The organism is Glaciecola sp. G7-5, from assembly GCF_055808975.1.
The window spans coordinates 2,097,738-2,118,901 of record NZ_CM147892.1 but is presented as its reverse complement, the minus strand read 5'-3'; the positions used below and the strand labels follow the sequence as shown (position 1 = coordinate 2,118,901).

Genomic DNA, 21,164 nt, shown 5'->3' with positions numbered 1-21,164 from the left:
ATGAAATAGAAGTAGAGACGCGTCTATGTTTGTAGATAAAACAAAAATGGGTGAATTTAGTACTTATTCTCGTCAAGATGAGTATTACGCCGCAATCGACCTAGGCTCAAACAGTTTCCATATGGTTATTGTAAGGGTACTCGCAGGAAGCGTGCAAATTGTTGGTAAAAACAAACATAAGGTGCGTCTTGCTGCGGGCCTAAATGAAGACAATCATTTACATGAAGACGCCATAGAAAGAGGATTGGCTTGTTTAACTAATTTTGCAGAAAAGCTCCAAGACATCCCACCTGATAATATACAAATTGTAGCCACAGCAACCTTGCGTCTAGCGGTTAACGCCAGTGACTTTATAAAGCGTGCCGAGGCTATTCTCAAGCATAAATTAAAGGTCATTAGTGGCGAAGAAGAAGCGCGGCAAATATTTTTAGGTGTTGCCTATACCTCTGCAAACCAGGGCAATAGTTTGGTCATTGACATAGGTGGCGCTAGTACCGAAGTGATCCTAGGTCGTGATATCGAACCAGTTCACCTTACAAGTATGAATATGGGCTGTGTTACCTATATGGAAAAATACTTTCCTGAAGGTAAGCTCACAAAAAATAATTTTGAAAATGCGTATCAGGCCGCTCTTACTATCTTAAGTGAACACAAAGACTCCTTTTTATGCTTTGACTGGCAACAATGTTTAGGCGCATCAGGCACACCTCAGGCGGTAACTCAAATACTAGTAAAACAAGGTATTAACGATGCAATCCGCCTACACCATTTATATGAACTACGCGAAATATGCATTGCCCAAGAACAAATAGCAACGCTAGAGATTGACGGTTTGCCACCCGCGAGGCGAGCCATATTCCCCAGTGGCTTGGCTATTTTGATTGCGCTATTTGAAAGCTTCAATATTGATAATATGCAGATCGCCGGCGGCGCGCTGCGAGAAGGTATTATCTATGGCATGCTCGACCGCTATCATCGAACAGACAGACGCACCCAAGGTCTTAATCAGTTAATCTCGCGCTTTCACATTGACCCAGCACACAGTCAACGAGCACGTGACACTGCGATAGGCCTATGCCATCAAATGTGCGAACAAACTTCGTTTTGTGATTACGATGCCCACGGCGTAGTGGGTGCGGCTGCAGCATTACATGAACTCGGTCTGCATATCGGCTACAAATCCTATCATGAGCACGGTGCTTACATTTTAAATCATGTTGAAATAACGGGGTTCACTACCTTGCAACGTATGATGATAAGAGACTTAGTCAGCATGCATAAGCAACCTATCGACATGAAAGCAATAGCAAACTACAGTGATGATTTGCGTAGCATGTTGGAATGTAGCCTGCGTATATTGAGAATAGCTATCATTTTAGTGGGAAGACGCAAAAGTTCAGCGATTCCAGAGGTGGCCTTAAAAATAAAAGGCCATGATTGGCTGTTGGTATTGCCAACTGATATAAAAATCAAGCATCCCTTGATCCATACCGAACTGCTGCATGAATGTTGGATGCAACACAAAGCCGGTTGGCGTTTGTTGTTGTCGTCACAGCAAAATGATGGCAAAACAGAACAGATAGAATGGAACGACTAAATTGCGCTTTTAATTACTCATTGCATGCTTACAAAAGCACAAGCTAGACTATCGTAAACGCCTAAACGAAAAGTACCATGCAAGACCCGCTATGATTGCGCCTCCAGCACTAAACAACCAATGTTCTTCAAACACCCATAATGCTGCAGCCGCTAGTGAAAAGGTCACCGCGACTCTGCTCAGGGTACGAGCTCGTTCAATATTCTTTTGCAAGGCCATATTCGCTTGATGCTGTTGCTCAGCTTGCAATGGATATTGCTTCATTTGACGCAAGGTATCGTAAAGTAAATCTGGCATTTCAGGCAATTTTTCAGACCAAAATGGCAGATTTTCCTTAATTTGATTAAACATCGCTTTGGGCCCCATCTGCTCTTTCATCCATTTTTCAAGGAAGGGTTTCGCGGTTTGCCACAAATCTAACTGCGGATATAGGGTGCGTCCAAGGCCTTCTACATATAAAAGGGTTTTTTGTAACAATACAAGTTGCGGTTGAACTTGCATATTAAAGCGCCTAGCTGTGTTGAACAGTTGCAGCAACACATTCCCAAAAGAAATATCTGCGAGCGGTTTTTGAAAGATGGGTTCGCACACTGTGCGTATCGCCATTTCGAAATCATCTATGTTGGTGTCTGCGGGGATCCAACCAGAATCAACGTGTAGCTCTGCCACTTTACGATAATTGCGATTAAAAAAGGCTAGAAAATTTTCAGCTAAATAACGCTTATCTTCTTTGTTTAAGGTGCCCACAATACCATAATCAATACCAATATATTTGGGGTTCTCGGGGTGATTGTATGACACAAAGATATTTCCAGGATGCATGTCGGCATGAAAAAAACTATCTCTAAATACTTGCGTGAAAAACACTTCTACGCCGCGTTCCGCAAGTAATTTTAGGTTGGTATTTTGCAACCGTAAGGCATTGATATCAGCAACTGGAATGCCATATATTCGCTCCATCACAATTACGTTTACGCGGCAGTGGTCGCTATAAATATGAGGAACGTAAAGACTATCTGAGTCAGTGAAATTGCGTTTAATTTGAATGCCATTTGCCGCTTCACGCAATAAATCAAGTTCATCTAAAATAGTGCGTTTGTATTCTTTTACCACCTCTACGGGTCGCAACCGTTTGCCATCAGGCAGCCAGTCTTGCACTAACTTGGCGATAGATATCAATAAATCGACGTCGGCTTCAATCGTTCGTTTGATATTGGGACGCAACACTTTTACAACAACGTCTTTATCATCTAGTTTTAGCTTAGCCGCGTGCACTTGCGCTACCGAAGCCGACGCTAAGGGCTCATGATCAAACTCGCTAAATAATTCGTCTAGCTTTTTAAGCCCCAAGGCCTTTCTAACAATTTCCTCAGCGGCACTTGAATCAAAAGGCGGGACTTTATCTTGCAAACGCGTTAGTTCGTTTACCATTTCATTGGGCAATAAATCGCGCCGTGTTGACAGCATTTGCCCAAATTTAACGAATACAGGGCCAAGCTCTTGTAGCGCTAGACGCAGACGCTTACCTTCTGATTCGCCTTTGAGTTTATTCGGCCACCAAAAAAGGCAGCGCCGTGCGAATCTAAAATACCAAGGACGAAAACGTTTCGGAATAAGGTCATCAAGACCATGTTGGAGTAATACACCACCAATTTGGACAAAACGACGATACCTCATTGCGCTTTCCCTTTATTAATTTTCTCTTCTAATTTCTGTAACTTGGCCTCGAACCTGTCGACATCTTCCCTTAACTGATTTACTTCGTCGCTAAAATTCACTAATGCAATTGGTCTAAGCGCAATTGGTTTTTCATCAAGTGCAGTATCGGCTAAGGTTTGTACAAAAATACTCATTTGACTTTTTATCGAAGCAAGTGCCTGTTGGCCCGTTTTATTTACTTGATACGCCGCAGCATCACCTAGGTAGGTCGATAAAACCTCTTCGATATCTATGTCAATTTTATCAAACAAGCGACTTAGGCCCTGCAAAATTCCAAGATCGCCAGCGAAATCCAACTTGCCCGACTTTATCAATTTGGTCATTTGATTATTTTGTTTAAGTTTATCGATGGCAAACAGAGAAATACTGACCCAACATTCGTTGTCTTGTAGAGCGCTTGGGTCGTCATCTTCGGGCGAACTTGAATATAGCTTATCGGTATCAACCCCCACATTTACTTCATGCTTAAAAAAGCTAAAACGAAGCGCTGTATCGAGTTCCTGTATGTAGATAATACACAGCTTACCAGCTAGCGGTGATAACAGTGCGTCGCTATTAGAAGACCATTGCAATGCTTTGTTAAGCGAAGCTTCTATACCTGCACTTAAGACCTGCGGCGCAAGCATTAAAATTTATACCCTCGGTGCAAGGCTACAATACCGCCTGTCATGTTGTGGTAATTGGTTTGCTCAAAGCCCACATCTTTCATCATTTGTTCGAGCGTATCCTGATCAGGGTGCATACGAATAGATTCAGCTAAGTAACGATAGCTATCGGCATCATTTGCGACCAGCTTGCCCATTTGCGGGAGCAAATAGAATGAATAAGCATCATAGGCTTTACTCAATGCCTCGGTTGTGGGTTTTGAAAACTCCAACACAAGCAAGCGCCCACCTGGTTTCAATACGCGATACATTGATGCTAATGCCTTTGATTTATCGGTGACGTTACGCAGGCCAAAGGCGATCGTGATCAAATCAAAATGATTATCAGGGAAAGGCAGCACCTCTGCATTTGCTTGTACATATTGCACGTTTCCAACAATGCCTTTGTTGGTGAGTTTCTCTTTGCCCACTTTCAACATAGAGTGATTTATGTCGGCAAGAATCACAGAGCCTGTTGGCCCCACTATTTTACTAAATTTAGCCGCCAAGTCGCCCGTTCCACCGGCTAGATCTAAGACCTTTTGGCCACTGCGCGCGCCACTGCAATCAATCGTGTAACGCTTCCAAACACGGTGAATACCAAATGACATTAAGTCATTCATGACGTCATATTTGGCTGCAACAGAATGAAAAACTTCGGCAACCATATCGGCTTTTTTTGCAGTGTCCACTCGAGTGAAACCAAAATCAGTGGTAGCGGTATTTGTCTCAGGAGTGGAGTTTTCGGTTATGTTAGACATATAGGCTCGACATCGCAATTAATAAGATGAGAGTGTAGCCTAATGCGCCAATAACTGATAGTCGTTTGGCGCATAAAAGAGTAGGCTTATTTCTTATCGCTTCCTATATAATGAACTAGTCCAGTCGCTGAGTTTCACCTATATTCACTGATACAATTTGTCTATTTAAATTTTAAACTGATCTCATCTGCAAAAACCTTCGTTTTCGGATAGGGTAAAGTAAATACAAAAATACAGGTTTTGTAATGGAAAAATTTCAAACAATCTATGCGCGTGCTGCAAAACGAAAAGGTGGACATTCCGCGCTTAATAAATTGCTAACAAAACCTAAAAGTAAGCAAGAGCTATATAAAGTTGAAGACGCAGTAGTCCTGTCTGAACTGACTAAAAAAGTGTTTCAATCGGGCTTTGTTTGGCGTGTGGTTAGGCAAAAATGGCCTAATTTCGAGGAGGTTTTTTGGCAGTTTGATATAGATAAAATCCTTATGATGCCCGATGAAATGTTAGAAAAAAAGGCGACCGACCCCGCCATCATCAGGAATTTGAATAAAGTTCGTACCATTCGTAGTAATGCCTTAATGCTCAAAGATATCATTAACCAGCATGGGAGCGTGGGCAAATGGCTCGCCGACTGGGATAGCGAAGATACTATTGGACTATGGGTATACTTAAAAACGCACGGTGAGCGTCTTGGTGGAAATACTGGCCCATATGCATTGAGAGCTATTGGCAAAGATACTTACATAGTTTCCAGAGACGTTGAAGCCTACTTTAGAGCACACAAGTTAATAGATGGCGGCATCAATAGTAAGCGCTCACAAACAGCAATTCAGGCATGTTTTAATCAATGGAGAAAAGAGTCTGCTTATTCATTGCAAGAACTGAGCATGCTCGTTGCATTCTCTAGTGGGGATAATTATGTTGGGGTCACATAGGCCATTATTGACCACTATCTGCGACCAAGCTTTTATTAGTTAAACACAATATGAATGAAACGCTATAAGGACTTCAAGTTTTAGCAATTTCGCGTAAACACAAAATAGACTAAAGCTAGCGATTTTTAACTCATCGAAATAACTAATTGACCGATACAGAGCTACTTATAATAAAGAATGGGTAGCCTACCATGCAATTACCTCATAAGAACTTATGCTTAGCCGATCGTATTATTCGAGGAGGCATTAGTATCGCAATGATTGTCTTTGCTGTTTTCTGGGCAGAGCAGATCGGTGATGTTTTTCTACAAATCATCATAGTTGTCTTTGCGGTATTAAATTTAATATCGTTTGCTGTCGGCTGGTGCCCAGTATATAAACTAGCCAATATATCAACGTACAAAAAAACCAATTTGTAGGCGTTTCATTGTCTAATCTCCACACCGTGGTTAGTGACACAAGTCTTCGGCGAAGATTAATTTTTGGTTCCATTATTCTCGCCGTTATTGTGTCAATCATATTTATCGTAGTGGCCTATCGTCTAGCGAGTGATTTAGCCGAGAAAACTGAAGTAAAGCACTTCGACAAACAGTTCCAGTGGCTATTTAATGAGTCTGAACGATTGCATGAGCTTGTTGCTGACCCAGATGAACTCCTAAACACCATTAAAAGTCTGCACGCGTACTTAAACAATTACCCATATTTAGTGAACGACAAGGACTCTTGCGCGGTCAACTAACGCAAGCACTAGAATTGCGCCAATTTATATTAGTATATCAGCCAAAAGTCGCGTTATCCGATGGCAGTATCATCGGTGCGGAAGCACTAGCTCGCTGGCAACACCCTGAGGAAGGTTTGCTAGGTCCTGCGGATTTTATCGATTTGGTTGAACAAAGTGATGTCATCCATAGCTTTAGTCGGTTTGTCATTGCTGATGCCATTCGCCAAGCAAGTGTGTGGAAAACAGAAATAAAATCGATTCCTATCTCGATAAACTTATCAGCCTATAATTTAGCCGATCCTGATCTTGTTCCTTACATTTCAGAGCAATTAACACTTTATAAATTACCAGCCCATTTGCTAGAAATTGAACTTACAGAAAGTGCTAGCATGGTTGACATAAAAGTCACCCAAAACGCATTTACTTCCTTACATGAACTGGGTGTCAAAATATCGATAGATGACTTTGGAACAGGTATGAGTTCATTTTCATATTTGCGGGAACTTGACATGGATTATGTAAAAATTGACCGTTCATTTATTTCTGCCATGCTTGATGATAAACGCAGTGAAAAGGTAGTTAAAGGTATAATATCGATGTGCCATAGCTTAGACACTGAAATTATCGCTGAAGGAATAGAAACCGAAGAGCAAGCCCAAAAGCTGATTGAACTGGGATGTCGGATTGGGTAAGGGGGACAATGCAACTTCAACCGGATTTAGGTTGGTTTTTAATACACAAATATCCTGTGTTAATTCTTTATTGTTGTCTTAAACAAGCTCGTCTACCCCTCTGGTAACGACACTATCAACTAGAGTGGCGAACCTATCGCGCATGGTTTTGTCGTCAATATAATCAAACAGACTTTCGTGCTGCACTCTTACCTTTTTGCCTACCATCTCTTCAAAAAACAGGGGCTGTTACCCTCATTCAACGCTTCGGTAGCGCCCTCAATTTGAACATCCATTTTCATATGCTGTTCTTAGAAGGTGCAGTAAGTGAAAATCCATGGGGTGGCACGACATTTACCCGAATAAAGGCCCCAACGCATGATGACATGGTCGAACTGGTGCATACCATCAGCCAACGCATTGCTCGATATTTAGAAAAAGTCGGTTTAGTACAACGCGACATGGAAAACAGTTACCTCAATTTGCCACTAGATGTAGATGGCTCTAGAGCGCAGCCGTAAAAATTTGCATCATCAACGTCAAGGCCGATGTATATTATTTGTCGTAGACGCCTCACTTGTAGTGTTGGTTTTGTTCACCCTCTACTTTAAACAAATTAATGGTTCAAAGCATACATTGTTGTTTGGGTTGGGGCGTCTATGTCTTCTCGTATAGACGCCCCTATTGTCAAGCTGATTATTTCTACTGCACTCGCAAGTAAGAAGCAAAGACAAATTGCTAGCTTTATAAAAGCTTGCTTTCTGACTGGTTAATTGATACAAAAATAGCCAAATTTTTCCACCAACTTCAAATTTGTCTGAAGGTGTTAGAGAGGTCAGCGTGTTTTTAAAACTATTATCTTTTGTTGTTGTATGTATGGCTTTTTGCAACGCTGTTAACGCCGAAACTCAATGGTCTCCGCTCGAACAAAACCCTAATTGTCTAATTTCTGAAAACTTTCTTAAGCCAAATCCAAGAACCAACGCTTTACCATTTTACACAGACGGTGCAATGATCCTAGCTTGGTATATCGAAGGACCGCAGTTTGCCAATAATCGTCAGTATTTGGATCTTGAAAAATTTGCCAAGTGCTTAGATGGCACGAGAGATTGTGGTTTAGATACAAATCAGATGGTGGTTCAAGAACTCACTGGCCCTAATCGGATGAAGGGGGCCGGCCCATTAACACAGGCATTTTTTAAACAAACGCCGCCGTATAATGCAATTCGTTTTGCTATGAGTGAGATTGGTGACTGTTTCGGTGCAGCAGGAGAAGGAATTACCCTTGAAGACGTGAGTTTAGAAAAGGTTAGTTTACCGATGGAAATCTGCAGGAATGCAGCTCGTACACTGCATTTTAAAGGACGCCGATATGCCTCAGACGCTCCGACAATGACAGCATCGCAAATTACTCATTATTTGCCTTGGGGTCTTATTGTCTACAATTTAGAAAACAATCTTCGTTATAGTCCAAAAAACAAGCCTAGCGTTTGCTCTGTGATACCTAACGAGCTCAAACCTGCTTTTATGGCGTTTTATGATGCAAATGGTTACGCAGAAAAGTCAGCTTCAGCTATGCTCACGGCAGAAACAGAACTGCCACAAAAGGAGCTTGCTAATAAAGAGCAAGCTAGTCTAGCTTACACGCGCGACGCGCATCGCAAACAACTGCTATCTCGCAACGACAAAGAGCGTTTGGGTTCTCTTGACGCTTGCCAAATTGCTTATAGCTACATATTTAACGGCGTCAATCGTACTCCTCTCAGTTTGATTGAAGGAAAAATACCTGATAACGCAATTGCATGGGCAATAAAATTCGAAAGTGCACAAAAAGCAGGACAAGTATGTCCGGCCATGCCAGATAATTTAAGTAATTGGATCGAAGCCCAGGATATCCGTTTATTTCAGGCCTATGGCGCGGATATTGAATTTCGTGAGAGCAAACCTAAATTAAATCAGGAGAGAGAACTGCAAGCCTTTGCAAAGCAGTGGATGTGGCGAAATCAAACCTTTTCCGATACCGATTTTCGTGAAGGTTCGAACTGTAATGCGGCTATATGGTATGCAAAAAATATTGCTCATGACTGGAGCAAGTTAACAGTAGCAGAAGCTGATTTTATAGCCCTAGCAAAGCGCTTTGCTCAATGGAATGTATCGACTAAAAGCCTTTGTTCTGTAATACCCCCTGAAATACTGCCACGCGCGCATGACTCTTGGCAACGGCATTACAACAGGAAAATGCGCGAAGACGCAATACAACAAGCGATCTGGGACGAAGCCAATGCAAGGGAAGCAGCGAGACGTGCGCAAATTAATGCTTCATACGATGCATTATTTAACTGGAAGCCACAACATCAAGAGCAAAAAAAATTGCGATGTTACGATGTTGAAACCACCAAATATGGTACACGGCAACACTGTTTTGGCAACTGATAGGGCGTTTTTGAAACGCATAAACCCGTTTTAAGCACAAGTTGGTTAACGTTTTGGTACTAAGCGTCACTTGAGCGTGTAAAAGGATTTCGCTTAATCAGCACTGCCCAAATAAAGCAACATTTAATGTCAACCTATCTTTGGCAATAATAGGTAAGCCGATTCGTGCACATTTTCGAAACCTTTAAAAGGTTCCTTTACGAGCGAATAATAAAGTGTACTTATGGTGTAGTTCTCTTGGTAATGCGACTTTATTTCATCTTCATTGACACTAAATGGAGGCCCTTTAAATTGTTCTTGAGGATAGCTAAATGAAATCGTTAAATGTTTCGCTTTAGGAGCGATACATTTGAGTTTATCACAGTACATTTTGCGCATATTATAGGGTAATGCGACTAACGCACCTCTGTCATATATAGCATTAAGTTCTCCAGTCTCCTGCGTTGTAAGTGCAAAAAAATCGCCTACATAAATCTTAAGGTTTTCGGCTTGATATAATTTAAAGTCTTCTAAAGCGTAGATATCTGGTTCAATATTCATGTCAACAAATAACTGTTTAACCGCTGACTCATTTAGCTCAACACCTACTACGTTGATATGGTGTAGCAATAACCAAGGGATATCTTGAGTTTTTCCGCATAATGGGACAAATATTGTGTCTCCTTGCTTTAGCGTTAGCTCAGAGAAAAATCGCTTCAATAGTGCGTTACCGTTTTTCTCATGAAAACCTATTTCGTTGTTATTCCATCTTGTATGCCAGAAATCTGGTTCCATTTAACTTTTCCCATCCTTTTATTTAATTGAGTCTTTATATCTGCAAATTATTTCATTAAAAGCTAAATGTCTATGACTATTCCGACTGAGACAGAAATTATGAGTTAAATGGTTAAATTCATATATATTTTTCATTAGCCTGTCATTATGTCACTAATGACACATTTAACTTTCAAATTTGGCATCATTAGCTTCCCTCACAATGAGTGTTAAATAAAAAACAATTAAATCAATAACTTAAAAAATCATTTGTTTTGCTACGGTATGTGCTGAGTCGTCTTACCGAATAACTCAGTTTTATACGATAAGTTAATTTTATGGGAGCAATAGTATGAACGAGACGTTAATAATATTATCTCGTTGGCAATTTGCGATGACGGCTATACTCACAAACGGCAATTCAGGCATGTTTTAATCAATGGAAAAAAGATGCTTATTCCTTGCAAGAACTGAGCATGCTCGTTGCATTCTCCAGTGGGGATAATTATGTTGGAATCACATAAGCGATTTTTAACTCATCGATATAACTTATTGACCGATACAGAGCTACTTATTAAAAAGAATGGGTAGCCTACCATGCAATTACCTCAAAAAAACTTATGCTTAGCCGACCGTATTATTCGAGGAGGCATTAGTATCGCAATGATTGTCTTTGCTGTTTTCTGGGCAGAGCAGATCGGTGATGTTTTCCTACAAATCGTCATTGTTGTTTTTGCGGTATTAAATTTCATATCGTTTGCTGTCGGCTGGTGCCCAGTATATAAACTAGCCAATATATCAACGTACAAAAATACCAATTTGTAGGCGTTTCATTGTCTAGTCTCCACACAGTTATTAGTGACACAAGTCTTCGGCGAAGATTAATTTTTGGTTCTATTATTCTCGCCGTTCTTGTTTCAATAATATTTATCGTAGTGGCCTATCGTCTAGCGAGTGATTTAGCCGAGAAAACTGAAGTAAAGCACTTCGACAAACAGTTCCAGTGGCTATTTAATGAGTCTGAACGATTGCATGAGCTTATTGCTGACCCAGATGAACTCCTAAACACCATTAAAAGTCAGCACGCGTACTTAAGCATCGCTGACAATGTTTTTGGCCTTGAGCTATTGAAACTAAATGACTTAGAGGCAAGTAGTAAGACATCGCATATGTCAGCCATACATGCAGAACTGAGCTTGCTCAATTTTCCTGAATTTGCACGAGGCTCATTTGTCTTAGATGACAAACATTTATTTTGGCAATTTAAAAGAAGTCAATCTAATCAGCTTTCATTGTTAGTTATTTACGAAATTAGTAGCATTGAAGAAGCCCTCAATTTCGTGGCAAAACGCTTATCTATAACTGCATTTTTAACATTTTGGTTAGCTGTATGGGCAGCCTTAACGATGTCAGCAGTCATTACCCGCCGCTTTGAAGAAAACAATCAAAAACTTGCATTTTTAGCAATGCATGACAGCCTCTCTGGCCTTAAAAATCGTACATACCTACATGAGTTTTTTAAGAGCACAATAGAAACTCAGCTAGCAAAAATCGCTACTAAGAGTTCGTCAATTGGCGCACTACTAATTATTGATTTAAATAAGTTCAAAGATGTTAATGATACTTTTGGTCACGGTATTGGCGACGAGCTTTTAAAAATAATTGCTAAGCGCTTACAAAGTACAATTGAGGAGAACGATTTATTAGTACGATATGGTGGAGATGAATTTGTTATTTGGTTTGATATGCGGGACGATAGGGACATTGGCCCACTAATTCAAAGTATATTGAGTTGCTGCTCCCAGCCCGTTCTTTTAGCCGATTCACAATTTGTCGTAGGTGCCAGTATTGGTATTGCTTGTTGTCCAGCAGATGGTGATAAACTCGATACACTTTGTAAACACGCAGACATTGCCATGTATCAGGCGAAGAGACTACGTAGCGGTTTTGAATTTTACCAAAAACAATTACCCATATTTAGTGAACGACAAGTACTCTTGCGCGGTCAACTAACACAAGCACTAGAATTGCGCCAATTTATATTAGTATATCAGCCAAAAGTCGCGTTATCCGATGGCAGTATCATCGGTGCGGAAGCACTAGCTCGCTGGCAACACCCTGAGGAAGGTTTGCTAGGTCCTGCGGATTTTATCGATTTGGTTGAACAAAGTGATGTCATCCATAGCTTTAGTCGGTTTGTCATTGCTGATGCCATTCGCCAAGCAAGTGTGTGGAAAACAGAAATAAAATCGATTCCTATCTCGATAAACTTATCAGCCTATAATTTAGCCGATCCTGATCTTGTTCCTTACATTTCAGAGCAATTAACACTTTATAAATTACCAGCCCATTTGCTAGAAATTGAACTTACAGAAAGTGCTAGCATGGTTGACATAAAAGTCACCCAAAACGCATTTACTTCCTTACATGAACTGGGTGTCAAAATATCGATAGATGACTTTGGAACAGGTATGAGTTCATTTTCATATTTGCGGGAACTTGACATGGATTATGTAAAAATTGACCGTTCATTTATTTCTGCCATGCTTGATGATAAACGCAGTGAAAAGGTAGTTAAAGGTATAATATCGATGTGCCATAGCTTAGACACTGAAATTATCGCTGAAGGAATAGAAACCGAAGAGCAAGCCCAAAAGCTGATTGAACTGGGATGTCGGATTGGGCAAGGTTTTTTCTTTGCTCGTCCCAGCCCAGCAAAAGAAATTACCGATAGCTTGTTAGCAAGTCAAGCAGAAGATGTATCAACTGCTATAGAAGTTGATGAATTAACGCCATAGGTTTCAATCGCCTTTGGCTATCGAGCAATGCCGACTTTGTTTCGGCGTTTGTGCCTTCATTATTCGCTTGCAAGCTTAACAAGCTAGACATTACCTGCAGATTATTTTTCACTCGATGATGAACCTCATTGAGCAACACTGTTTTTTTTGCTAGAGCCTTCTCTAAAGCGTTATTTGCGTTGTACAAATCAGACACATCAGAATAAGTCCACCAAAAACAATCCCAAAATAGTTTGCCCTTTACATCCTTAAGTTCAATGCCAGCGGCGTCAAGGGGGGCTTTGTTAGCATCTAACAAAATACCATCACCATCCATAAGCCCAACAAACGTGAATAAACTATTGAGCACATCGGTTAATAATCGCTTGTTGGTTTCAGCCGATTTGGTGGCAAACAGTTGTTGTGTGACTTCTTCTGCTGTGACTAACAGCCCGGTCTCCCCTGATGCAAGAGGCAATGGCTACCGGTAGTCTTTCGATAAAATGCGCAAATGTATACGCTGTTAGTTGTTGCATCATAAAGCACCTATCAAGCAGTCAATACCTAACTGAGCATAGTCTCCAATTAGCGAAGTGTAAACATCGCCTTTGCTAAAAGTCGAGCATGCTCAATAAGCTAGTAGTAGTTACTAAATCCGCATGTATGACTACGCCACTTCAGCACTTTCAATTCCCGAGTGACGAATAAGGGCATCTGTATTTGGCTCGCGCCCTCTAAATGCCGTAAATAGTTCCATTGGCTCTTTTGACCCACCCTGCTCTAGCACACAATTTAAGAAGTCTTGGCCGGTTTGTTGATTAAAAATCCCTTCTTCTTCAAAGCGAGAGAATGCATCTGCAGAAAGCACCTCTGCCCATTTATAACTGTAGTAGCCTGCAGCATAACCTCCTGCGAAAATATGCCCAAAGCCATTTTGAAAGCGATTGAAACGCGGTGGGATACTCACCGATACTTGCTCTCTCACTTCGTCTAACACTGAATACTGGCCCATATGCATTAAGAGCCATTGGCAAAGATACCTACATATTATCCAGAGATGTTGAAGGCTACTTAAGAGCGCACAAATTAATAGACGGCGGTATTAACAGCAAACGCTCTCAACTTGCGATTCAAACATGTTTTAATCAATGGAGAAAAGAATCTGGCTACTCTTTACAAGAGCTGAGCATGCTGATCGCATACTCCTCAGGAGATAATTATGTTGGCAAAACATAAGGCAAGGCGTAGCTATTAAAAAATGCGTATATCTAGGTAATTCTACTTAACTACCTCACCTCCTCTTTACTATAGAATAAAGACGGTATATAAACACACCGTTATCTACGGTTTATTAAAACAAATGCAATAATCCAATATAGACCTGATTTCAGCCTATACGAGTATCAGTTTCATTTTTTAACAGCGCAGGAAGCGCTAGGAGCGAAGCATGTTAGAAGGCCGTATTGTAAAAGTATTAATAGTTGAAGATGAGCTTATTGTAGCTTTAAATCTATCTAGAGAACTGGAAACGCATGAGTTTAAGATCGCTGGGCTCGCATCCTCTGAAGATGAAGCGCTCGCTTTAGTAAAAAAACTCAACCACACGTTGTGTTAATGGATATTAATCTTGAAAATGGTGGGTCTGGTATCAATGCAGCTAAGCGCATAAACAGAATTAGCAATGTACCTATCATCTACCTGACCGCTTATTCTAGCGACAAGATTATCAAACTTATTGGTAAAACGAACCCTTACGGCTATATCTTAAAGCCGTATAACGTACGTGAAGTAAAAGCGGTTATCAATACCGCTTTAATTAGGCTTGAATTTGAAACCAAAATAGCCGCTTCGGAGCAGCGTTTAAAGGTCGCAATGAAGGCCGCTGACTTAGACGTTCTTGAATTTGACCCTTCCACACAGGCATTTTCGATGGTGCCTCAAACAATGAAGTTTGCGCAACTTGGTTTCAAAAAGAATATGGCCAAAACACACTTCTTATCTTTGTTTATGCCACGCGATGCTGAAGCGCTAGATACATTACTTTCTAAGGGTACGCCATTTAATAAACGTGCGCGTTTAAAACAACAAGACGACTCCGTAAAACAGTATGTAGATGTATTTTTAAGTAACATTAGCTACGCCAATGGTTCTGTTCAAATTGGCGCTATTCAGGACGTCAGTGAGCAACAAAAAAGTAGCGACAAAATCCAAATTAGTAACTCTGTGCTGAGTCAAATGCAAGAGGCTATGTTAATTCTCAACGAAGAAGATCTTATTCTAGATATTAACCCTGCTTATTCACATATGATTGGTTATTCGAAAGATGAAATTATTGGTAAAACTATCGGCGACTTTATACTCCAAGAACGCAAGGACGACACCAGTGTCATCGAAGAAGCGCGCGCAAATAAACAAGTCAATCGACAAACTGAAGTAACCCTAAAGTGTAAAGACGGTAGTTTAGTGCACGCCATGTTAAGCGTCAGTAACGTGAAGACTATTGATGAAAATGAGCAATCAGTGCTTACATTAACCAATATTACACGCTTGGTTGAAGCTGAACGCAGTTTAAACAAAATCGCATTTACAGATACGCTAACAGGGTTTGGCAACAGAGCTTATTTAAATAAGTTACTTAAATCGATGAGTGAAGACATCAACTTCAATAACAGCGCCTTATTTTTTATCGATTTAGACGCATTTAAAAATATCAATGACACACTTGGGCACGAAATCGGAGACAAGGTATTAATAGAGTTCGCTAGCAGGCTACAATCGGTATTTAGAGAGCAAGACCATTTAGTTCGTATTGGTGGTGACGAATTTATTGCCATCATTACAGGGGATTTTGACGAAGAAGAATTGGGCCATATCGCGCAAAAAGTACTTGATTTATTAAGCCTTGACTTTGTTATTAATAGCCGTGAAATACCGATGTCCTGTAGTATAGGTATCGCCTATTCTGAGGCCGAACAGTTTGACCCACAAGCCCTGCTTCGCCAAGCCGATTCAGCGATGTACCATGCCAAAAAACAAGGTAAAAATACCTTCAGGTTTTACGACGCAGACTTGGCGAGTCAAACACAATACCGCATATTCATTGAACAAGGTTTAACAGCAGCGGTGAATGAAAAGCTTTTGTCGGTATACTTGCAGCCTATTGTCGACCGCACTGGCAAGATAACGAGTGTTGAAGCTTTGTGTAGATGGTACGACAGTCATGTAGGGTTTATCTCACCGGATGTTTTCATCCCTGTTGCCGAAGAAAGCAATTTAATACAAAGCCTCGGCTTTTTAGTCATTAATGAGTGTTTTTTGGTGAAAAAACAATTAATAGAGGCAGGTTACGGATATATTGACGTCAATATTAATTTTTCTGAAAAACAATTACAAAATGAACATACTTTTAAAGCCGTTTGCGAGTTACTAGAAGACTATCAACTAGATGCTAAGGGTTTCGTCATTGAAATTACAGAATCCATCTTACACAGTAGCAGAAGTGACCGCACAATTAAGCACTTACAAGAAAAAGGCTTTAAATTTGCGATTGATGATTTTGGTACAGGCTATTCATCGCTTTCTAAGCTTCATGACTATTCGGTTGATATCGTGAAGATAGATAAAAGCTTTGTAAGCTCGTTAACTACGAATACTAAACAAAATAAAATTACTCGCGCTATTGTGGATTTGGGTAAAGGACTGGGCTATAACGTGGTCGCCGAAGGTGTTGAGACTCAGGAACAAAAAGATATATTACTTGAAATGGGTTGTGACACTATGCAAGGCTTTTATTATTCAGAACCCTTGCCTATTCACGAGTTATTAAAATTCTTGGAGAATTGATAACTAAACTAGTTGTCGCAACACCGCGAGATAAACAATAGCGCATGATGTAGTTTATGCGCTTTGTGCAGTAAAAGTAACGACATGAGTCACCCCATTATCTGAGTTTGTGGTGATACTTGCCTGTAGTTGCCGCGAAAAAATGGCAATCAAATCACTGCCGAGGGTCGCGCGGGAGCCAAGTTGGTTTTTTGTATCGTCCTGAACCTCATACCCACAGCCATTGTCAGCCACTTCAAGGCGAATAGTTTTAGCTTCTGCTGACATAGCGACTATAATAGTAGGCGCCTGAGTCATTGTTTTCACAAATGCATGCTTAAATGCATTGGTCACCAATTCGGTAACTAAGAATCCAAAAGGAACGAGTTGGTTAAGCGTAAGTATTATCGGCTCGCTAGCAAAGCGTTTTTGCACGCTTATACGGCCACCATTAGCCATTGAGTCTTGTAATAGCTGTATCAATTTTTCAGTAAATTGCTGCAAATTAGCATAGCGGAAATCCTCGCGTTCGTAGAGAAGTTGATGAATTAACGCCATTGACTGTAAACGCCGCTGGCTATCAAGCAAAGCCGACTTTGTTGCCGCATTTGTGCCTTCATTATTTGCTTGTAAACTCAGTAAACTAGACATTACCTGGAGATTATTTTTAACGCGATGATGCACTTCATTAAGTAGCACTGTTTTTTCTTCTAGCGCCTTCTCTAGAGCCTTATTAGCGTTGTACAAGGCCGAAACATCTGAGACGGTTGCTAAATAAAGGACTGCGTCACCATCAGGTAAAAGAGAAAGGGCTACTTCAACCGGATTGTGATTGGTTTTTAATACACAAATATCTTGCGTCAACTCTTTGCTGGCATTCTTCACCACCTCCTCTGCACCATTAATCCTAACATTGTCGACTAATGCGACAAAGCGAGCGCGAATGGTTTTATCGTCAACAAAGTCAAAAAGACTCTCGTGTTGTACTTTCACTTTTCTGCCTAGCATCTCTTCAAATGGATGGTTTGCAAAGCGGATGAGTCCGTTTTCATCACAAGCAACTAAACCATCAACGGTTCTGTTGATTACCATTTCAAAGCGAGATTGAGAGAGCTTTAGTTTATCTTCTGCTTTTTTTCGCTCACTGATATCTATAGCAGATGGAATGATGTGCGTTAAGATACCTTCGCTGTTGTAGAGCCCCTCCATCATAAAATCAATCCATAGAAAACCACTGGCAACTCGTATGATAATGTCAAAGCGAACAGATTGACCTTGCTGCACATCGCTAACCGCGAGCTTTATACGGGCAACCGTTTCATCAGAATAGGTCCACCAATAACAGTCCCAAAAGTGCTTACCTTTTACATCCTTAAGTTCAATGCCAGCGGCATCAAGAGGTGCTTTATTGGCGTCTATCAATATACCATCAGCATCCATAAGCCCAACAAAGGTGAATAAGCTATTGAGCACGTCGGTTAATAAGCGCTTGTTAGTCTCAGCCGATTTAGTCGCAAAGAGTTGTTGAGTAACCTCTTCAGCGGTAACTAACAGCCCTTTCTTACCTGAGGCGAGGGGCAATGGTTGATAACTGGCTAGCCAGTATCGAGACTTATCGGATGCGGGAGTTTTACCTTCAACGAGCGTGTTTTTAATATGCTCACCATGAAAATAAATCTTATCAAATATCGGGGTGAGAACGTCAACTAAATCAGGAACCACCTCTTCAATTGGTTTACCCAAGGTTTTTTCGCGAGCGACCCCATTGATTTCAGCGCAGGCTTCATTAAGTGCAATATACCGCCGTTCTTCATCAAAGCAGGCAATGGCTACCGGTAGTCTTTCGATAAAATGCGCAAATGTATACGCGGTCAGTTGTTCCAACATAAAGCACCTATCAAGCAGTCAATACCCAACCGAGCATAGTCTTCAATTTGTGAAGTGTAAACATAACCTTCGCTAAAAGTAGAGTACGCTCAGTAACTTATTTTTGGTCACTTAATCTGCGTGCGTATTTCGGCCGCTTACGCTAGATCTGCACTTTCAATACCCGAGTGACGGATAAGAGCATCAGTGTTTGGTTCACGCCCTCTAAATGCCTTGAATAGCTCCATCGGTTCTTTTGACCCACCCTGCTCCAACACACAATTTAAGAAGTCTTGCCCAGTCTGTTGATTGAAAATGCCTTCTTCTTCAAAGCGAGAGAAAGCATCTGCGGAAAGTACTTCAGCCCATTTGTAGCTATAATAGCCAGCCGCGTAGCCACCTGCAAAAATATGCCCAAAGCCATTTTGGAAGCGATTGAAACGTGGCGGGATACTGACCGACACTTGCTCTCTAACATCGTCTAAAACGGACTGCACAGTTTGATTTTCTTTTAAACCTTGGTGTAATTTAATATCAAACAAACTGAACTCAAGTTGCCTTACCATTTGCATAGCGGACTGAAAATTACGCGCAGCTAACATTTTATCAAGTAGGTCTTGTGGAAGTGGGTCGTAAGTCTCAAAATGCCCAGAAATAAAGGCTAAGGCTTCGGGCTGCCAGCACCAGTTCTCCAAAAACTGACTAGGTAGTTCAACCGCATCCCACGCAACGCCATTGATGCCAGATACACCAGCTACGTCTACTTTCGTCAGCATATGATGAATGCCATGTCCAAACTCATGAAACAAAGTAATCACTTCATCATGAGTGAATAATGCGGGCTTGTCACCCACCGGGCCTGAGAAATTACAGGTTAAATAGGCAACGGGGGTTTGTAGTTTGCCATCAAGTTTGGTTCGACGTACTCGACAATCGTCCATCCAAGCGCCACCTCTTTTTTTAGCTCTGGCATACAAATCTAAGTAAAATGCGCCGCGCAATTGGCCTAGCTTATCTGTAATTTCAAAATAGCGTACGTCTTTGTGCCATGTATCGACGTTGCTAACTTCATTAACCTCAAGACCAAACAAACGCGACACTACTTTAAATAAACCACCAAGGACCTTTCGCTCTGGGAAATAGGGTCTTAATTCTTCATCCGACACCGAGTATTTAGCTTGTTTAAGCTTTTCAGCATAAAAACTAATATCCCAAGCTTGAAGGTCAGATGCGCCAAATTCTTCTAATGCAAATTGTTCAATTTCTTGCTTTTCTTTCAGCGCTTGAGGTTTTGATTTTTTTGCTAAGTCTTCTAAAAAATGAATGACTTGTTCTGTATTTTCAGCCATTTTAGTGGCAAGTGAATAGTCTGCATAATTTTCGAAACCCAGAAGGTTGGCAATTTCGTGTTTTAACGCAAGGGATTCATCGATAATGCCAGCATTATCAAATTTACCAGCTTCTGAGGCGACACTGTCACCGTCTTGATCTGACGCACGCGTTACGTATGCCCTATACATCTCTTCTCTTAATTTGCGGTTTTCACAGTACATCATGACGGGTAAATAACTCGGAATATCTAAAGTAAATAGATAACCTTCAAGATCTTTTTCGTGAGCTGCTTGCATGGCTGCGTCTAAGGCGCTCTGTGGCAAGCCCGCCAAGTCTTCTTTATTCGTTACATGTTTAGTGTAAGCTAAGGTTGAGTCCATAAGGTTATTTGAAAATTGCGATGCTAAGTCCGATAAACGCGCACTGATGCGAGCATATTCTTTTTTCTTATCATCGGGTAAAGCTACGCCCGACAACTCAAAGTCTCGTACCGCGTTAGTCACTACTTTTTGCTGCGCGAGCGATAAAGTATCAAATTCATCAGAGTCAGCTAAGGCTTTGTATAAATCGCATAAGCCTTGGTGTTGCCCAACATAGGTCGAGTATTCTGATAGTAAAGGCAAGCATGCATCATGGGCGGCGCGAAGCTCATCACTGCTAACGACTGAGTTCATATGTGAAACGGGAGAAAAAACATGGCCTAATTGATCGTCTGCCTCCTCAAGTTTAGTTACCACATTGGCAAAAGACACCTCAGCTGATTCAACAGTTTCTTCGATAACCGACATACAATGGGCGATTGCATCCTTAACATCTGTTACTACAGAACTAGGGTCAATGGCAGAGAAAACGGGATTATTAGACAAGTCGCTTAATGCTTGGTCGCTCGATATTTTATTTATGCTCATGAAAATACGCTCTTTCGAAAATAGATAACAAGTATACTTCAGTGGGGTTAGATAAACAGATTACAACACACAAATTGGTGAATATTTATATTCCCAATAAGACAGCATAATGAAAAATGCAATGAAAACTTGAATTGCTCGGTCTAGTGGGCATACTCTTATTATTTCAGCTTGAACATGGTTTTATGATTCAAGCTAGAATTCTTCTTTCAACACCACGACTTA

General features: G+C 40.9%; 17 protein-coding genes and 3 pseudogenes. 12 read left to right on the top strand and 8 right to left on the bottom strand.

Annotated elements, in window-relative coordinates; all coding sequences use genetic code 11:
* Nucleotides 1-25 precede the first annotated feature (25 nt).
* Nucleotides 26-1,597, top strand: coding sequence for a Ppx/GppA phosphatase family protein (locus AC0L6H_RS09210; protein ID WP_473393938.1), 1,572 nt, complete (start codon nt 26-28; stop codon nt 1,595-1,597).
* 48 nt (nt 1,598-1,645) lie between these two features.
* Here AC0L6H_RS09210 and ubiB read toward each other — a convergent pair whose 3' ends face one another.
* The 3 genes from ubiB to ubiE are packed head-to-tail and all read right to left on the bottom strand — an operon-like array spanning nt 1,646 to nt 4,721.
* Entirely contained in the window at nt 1,646-3,274 is a 1,629-nt protein-coding gene (gene ubiB, locus AC0L6H_RS09205) for a ubiquinone biosynthesis regulatory protein kinase UbiB (protein WP_473393937.1), read from the bottom strand.
* Complete coding sequence (locus AC0L6H_RS09200) at nt 3,271-3,942, bottom strand: ubiquinone biosynthesis accessory factor UbiJ (RefSeq protein WP_473393936.1); 672 nt, start codon at nt 3,940-3,942, stop codon at nt 3,271-3,273. Before AC0L6H_RS09200 ends, ubiB begins: the two co-directional genes overlap by 4 nt.
* Nucleotides 3,942-4,721 (bottom strand): bifunctional demethylmenaquinone methyltransferase/2-methoxy-6-polyprenyl-1,4-benzoquinol methylase UbiE, encoded by a 780-nt coding sequence (ubiE, locus tag AC0L6H_RS09195; protein WP_473393935.1) that lies wholly within the window; start codon nt 4,719-4,721, stop codon nt 3,942-3,944. Before ubiE ends, AC0L6H_RS09200 begins: the two co-directional genes overlap by 1 nt.
* A gap of 245 nt (nt 4,722-4,966) precedes the next feature.
* Here ubiE and AC0L6H_RS09190 point away from each other — a divergent pair, with 245 nt between their 5' ends.
* From AC0L6H_RS09190 to AC0L6H_RS09165, 6 genes and pseudogenes are all read left to right on the top strand, one after another.
* Entirely contained in the window at nt 4,967-5,656 is a 690-nt protein-coding gene (locus tag AC0L6H_RS09190) for a DNA-3-methyladenine glycosylase I (protein ID WP_473393934.1), read from the top strand.
* Between the two features lie 191 nt (nt 5,657-5,847).
* On the top strand, nt 5,848-6,075 hold the full coding sequence (locus AC0L6H_RS09185) for a YgaP family membrane protein (RefSeq protein WP_473393933.1): 228 nt from the start codon (nt 5,848-5,850) through the stop codon (nt 6,073-6,075).
* Nucleotides 6,076-6,083: 8 nt separating this feature from the next.
* Entirely contained in the window at nt 6,084-6,395 is a 312-nt protein-coding gene (locus AC0L6H_RS09180) for a hypothetical protein (protein WP_473393932.1), read from the top strand.
* Nucleotides 6,380-7,069: an EAL domain-containing protein gene (locus tag AC0L6H_RS09175; RefSeq protein ID WP_473393931.1), complete on the top strand. Its 690-nt coding sequence runs from the start codon at nt 6,380-6,382 to the stop codon at nt 7,067-7,069. The genes AC0L6H_RS09180 and AC0L6H_RS09175 overlap by 16 nt, the downstream gene beginning before the upstream one ends.
* A gap of 215 nt (nt 7,070-7,284) precedes the next feature.
* A pseudogene (locus tag AC0L6H_RS09170) lies at nt 7,285-7,527 on the top strand (transposase); the annotation flags it as partial.
* Nucleotides 7,528-7,888: 361 nt separating this feature from the next.
* Nucleotides 7,889-9,481 carry a hypothetical protein gene (locus tag AC0L6H_RS09165; RefSeq protein ID WP_473393929.1) on the top strand — a complete coding sequence of 531 codons (1,593 nt, stop codon included), beginning with the start codon at nt 7,889-7,891 and terminating at the stop codon, nt 9,479-9,481.
* Between the two features lie 129 nt (nt 9,482-9,610).
* Here the strand turns inward: AC0L6H_RS09165 and tmpT are convergent, their stop codons facing one another.
* Complete coding sequence (tmpT, locus tag AC0L6H_RS09160; protein ID WP_473393928.1) at nt 9,611-10,255, bottom strand: thiopurine S-methyltransferase; 645 nt, start codon at nt 10,253-10,255, stop codon at nt 9,611-9,613.
* 576 nt (nt 10,256-10,831) lie between these two features.
* Here tmpT and AC0L6H_RS09155 point away from each other — a divergent pair.
* Together AC0L6H_RS09155 and AC0L6H_RS09150 are read left to right on the top strand one after the other, a co-directional pair.
* Entirely contained in the window at nt 10,832-11,059 is a 228-nt protein-coding gene (locus tag AC0L6H_RS09155; RefSeq protein WP_473393926.1) for a YgaP family membrane protein, read from the top strand.
* A gap of 8 nt (nt 11,060-11,067) precedes the next feature.
* Nucleotides 11,068-13,032: a putative bifunctional diguanylate cyclase/phosphodiesterase gene (locus AC0L6H_RS09150; RefSeq protein ID WP_473393925.1), complete on the top strand. Its 1,965-nt coding sequence runs from the start codon at nt 11,068-11,070 to the stop codon at nt 13,030-13,032.
* On the opposite strand, the gene AC0L6H_RS09145 is transcribed toward AC0L6H_RS09150, so the two are convergent.
* Nucleotides 13,004-13,489, bottom strand: a complete 486-nt coding sequence (locus tag AC0L6H_RS09145) for a histidine kinase dimerization/phosphoacceptor domain -containing protein (RefSeq protein WP_473393924.1) — start codon at nt 13,487-13,489, stop codon at nt 13,004-13,006. The genes AC0L6H_RS09150 and AC0L6H_RS09145 overlap by 29 nt on opposite strands.
* A 189-nt stretch (nt 13,490-13,678) precedes the next feature.
* Nucleotides 13,679-14,011, bottom strand: a pseudogene (locus AC0L6H_RS09140) (M3 family metallopeptidase); the annotation flags it as partial.
* On the opposite strand from AC0L6H_RS09140, the pseudogene AC0L6H_RS09135 reads away from it, so the two are divergent.
* From AC0L6H_RS09135 to AC0L6H_RS09125, 3 genes and pseudogenes are all read left to right on the top strand, one after another.
* Nucleotides 13,999-14,247: pseudogene (locus AC0L6H_RS09135) on the top strand (DNA-3-methyladenine glycosylase I); the annotation flags it as partial. The pseudogenes AC0L6H_RS09140 and AC0L6H_RS09135 overlap by 13 nt on opposite strands.
* Nucleotides 14,248-14,458: 211 nt before the next feature.
* Nucleotides 14,459-14,626, top strand: a complete 168-nt coding sequence (locus tag AC0L6H_RS09130) for a response regulator (protein ID WP_473393923.1) — start codon at nt 14,459-14,461, stop codon at nt 14,624-14,626.
* Nucleotides 14,626-16,854 (top strand): EAL domain-containing protein, encoded by a 2,229-nt coding sequence (locus tag AC0L6H_RS09125; RefSeq protein ID WP_473393922.1) that lies wholly within the window; start codon nt 14,626-14,628, stop codon nt 16,852-16,854. The genes AC0L6H_RS09130 and AC0L6H_RS09125 overlap by 1 nt, the downstream gene beginning before the upstream one ends.
* A gap of 54 nt (nt 16,855-16,908) precedes the next feature.
* Here the strand turns inward: AC0L6H_RS09125 and AC0L6H_RS09120 are convergent, their stop codons facing one another.
* Entirely contained in the window at nt 16,909-18,720 is a 1,812-nt protein-coding gene (locus tag AC0L6H_RS09120) for a PAS domain S-box protein (protein WP_473393921.1), read from the bottom strand.
* A gap of 137 nt (nt 18,721-18,857) precedes the next feature.
* Nucleotides 18,858-20,939 carry an oligopeptidase A gene (gene prlC / locus AC0L6H_RS09115; protein ID WP_473393920.1) on the bottom strand — a complete coding sequence of 694 codons (2,082 nt, stop codon included), beginning with the start codon at nt 20,937-20,939 and terminating at the stop codon, nt 18,858-18,860.
* Nucleotides 20,940-21,164: the final 225 nt, after the last annotated feature.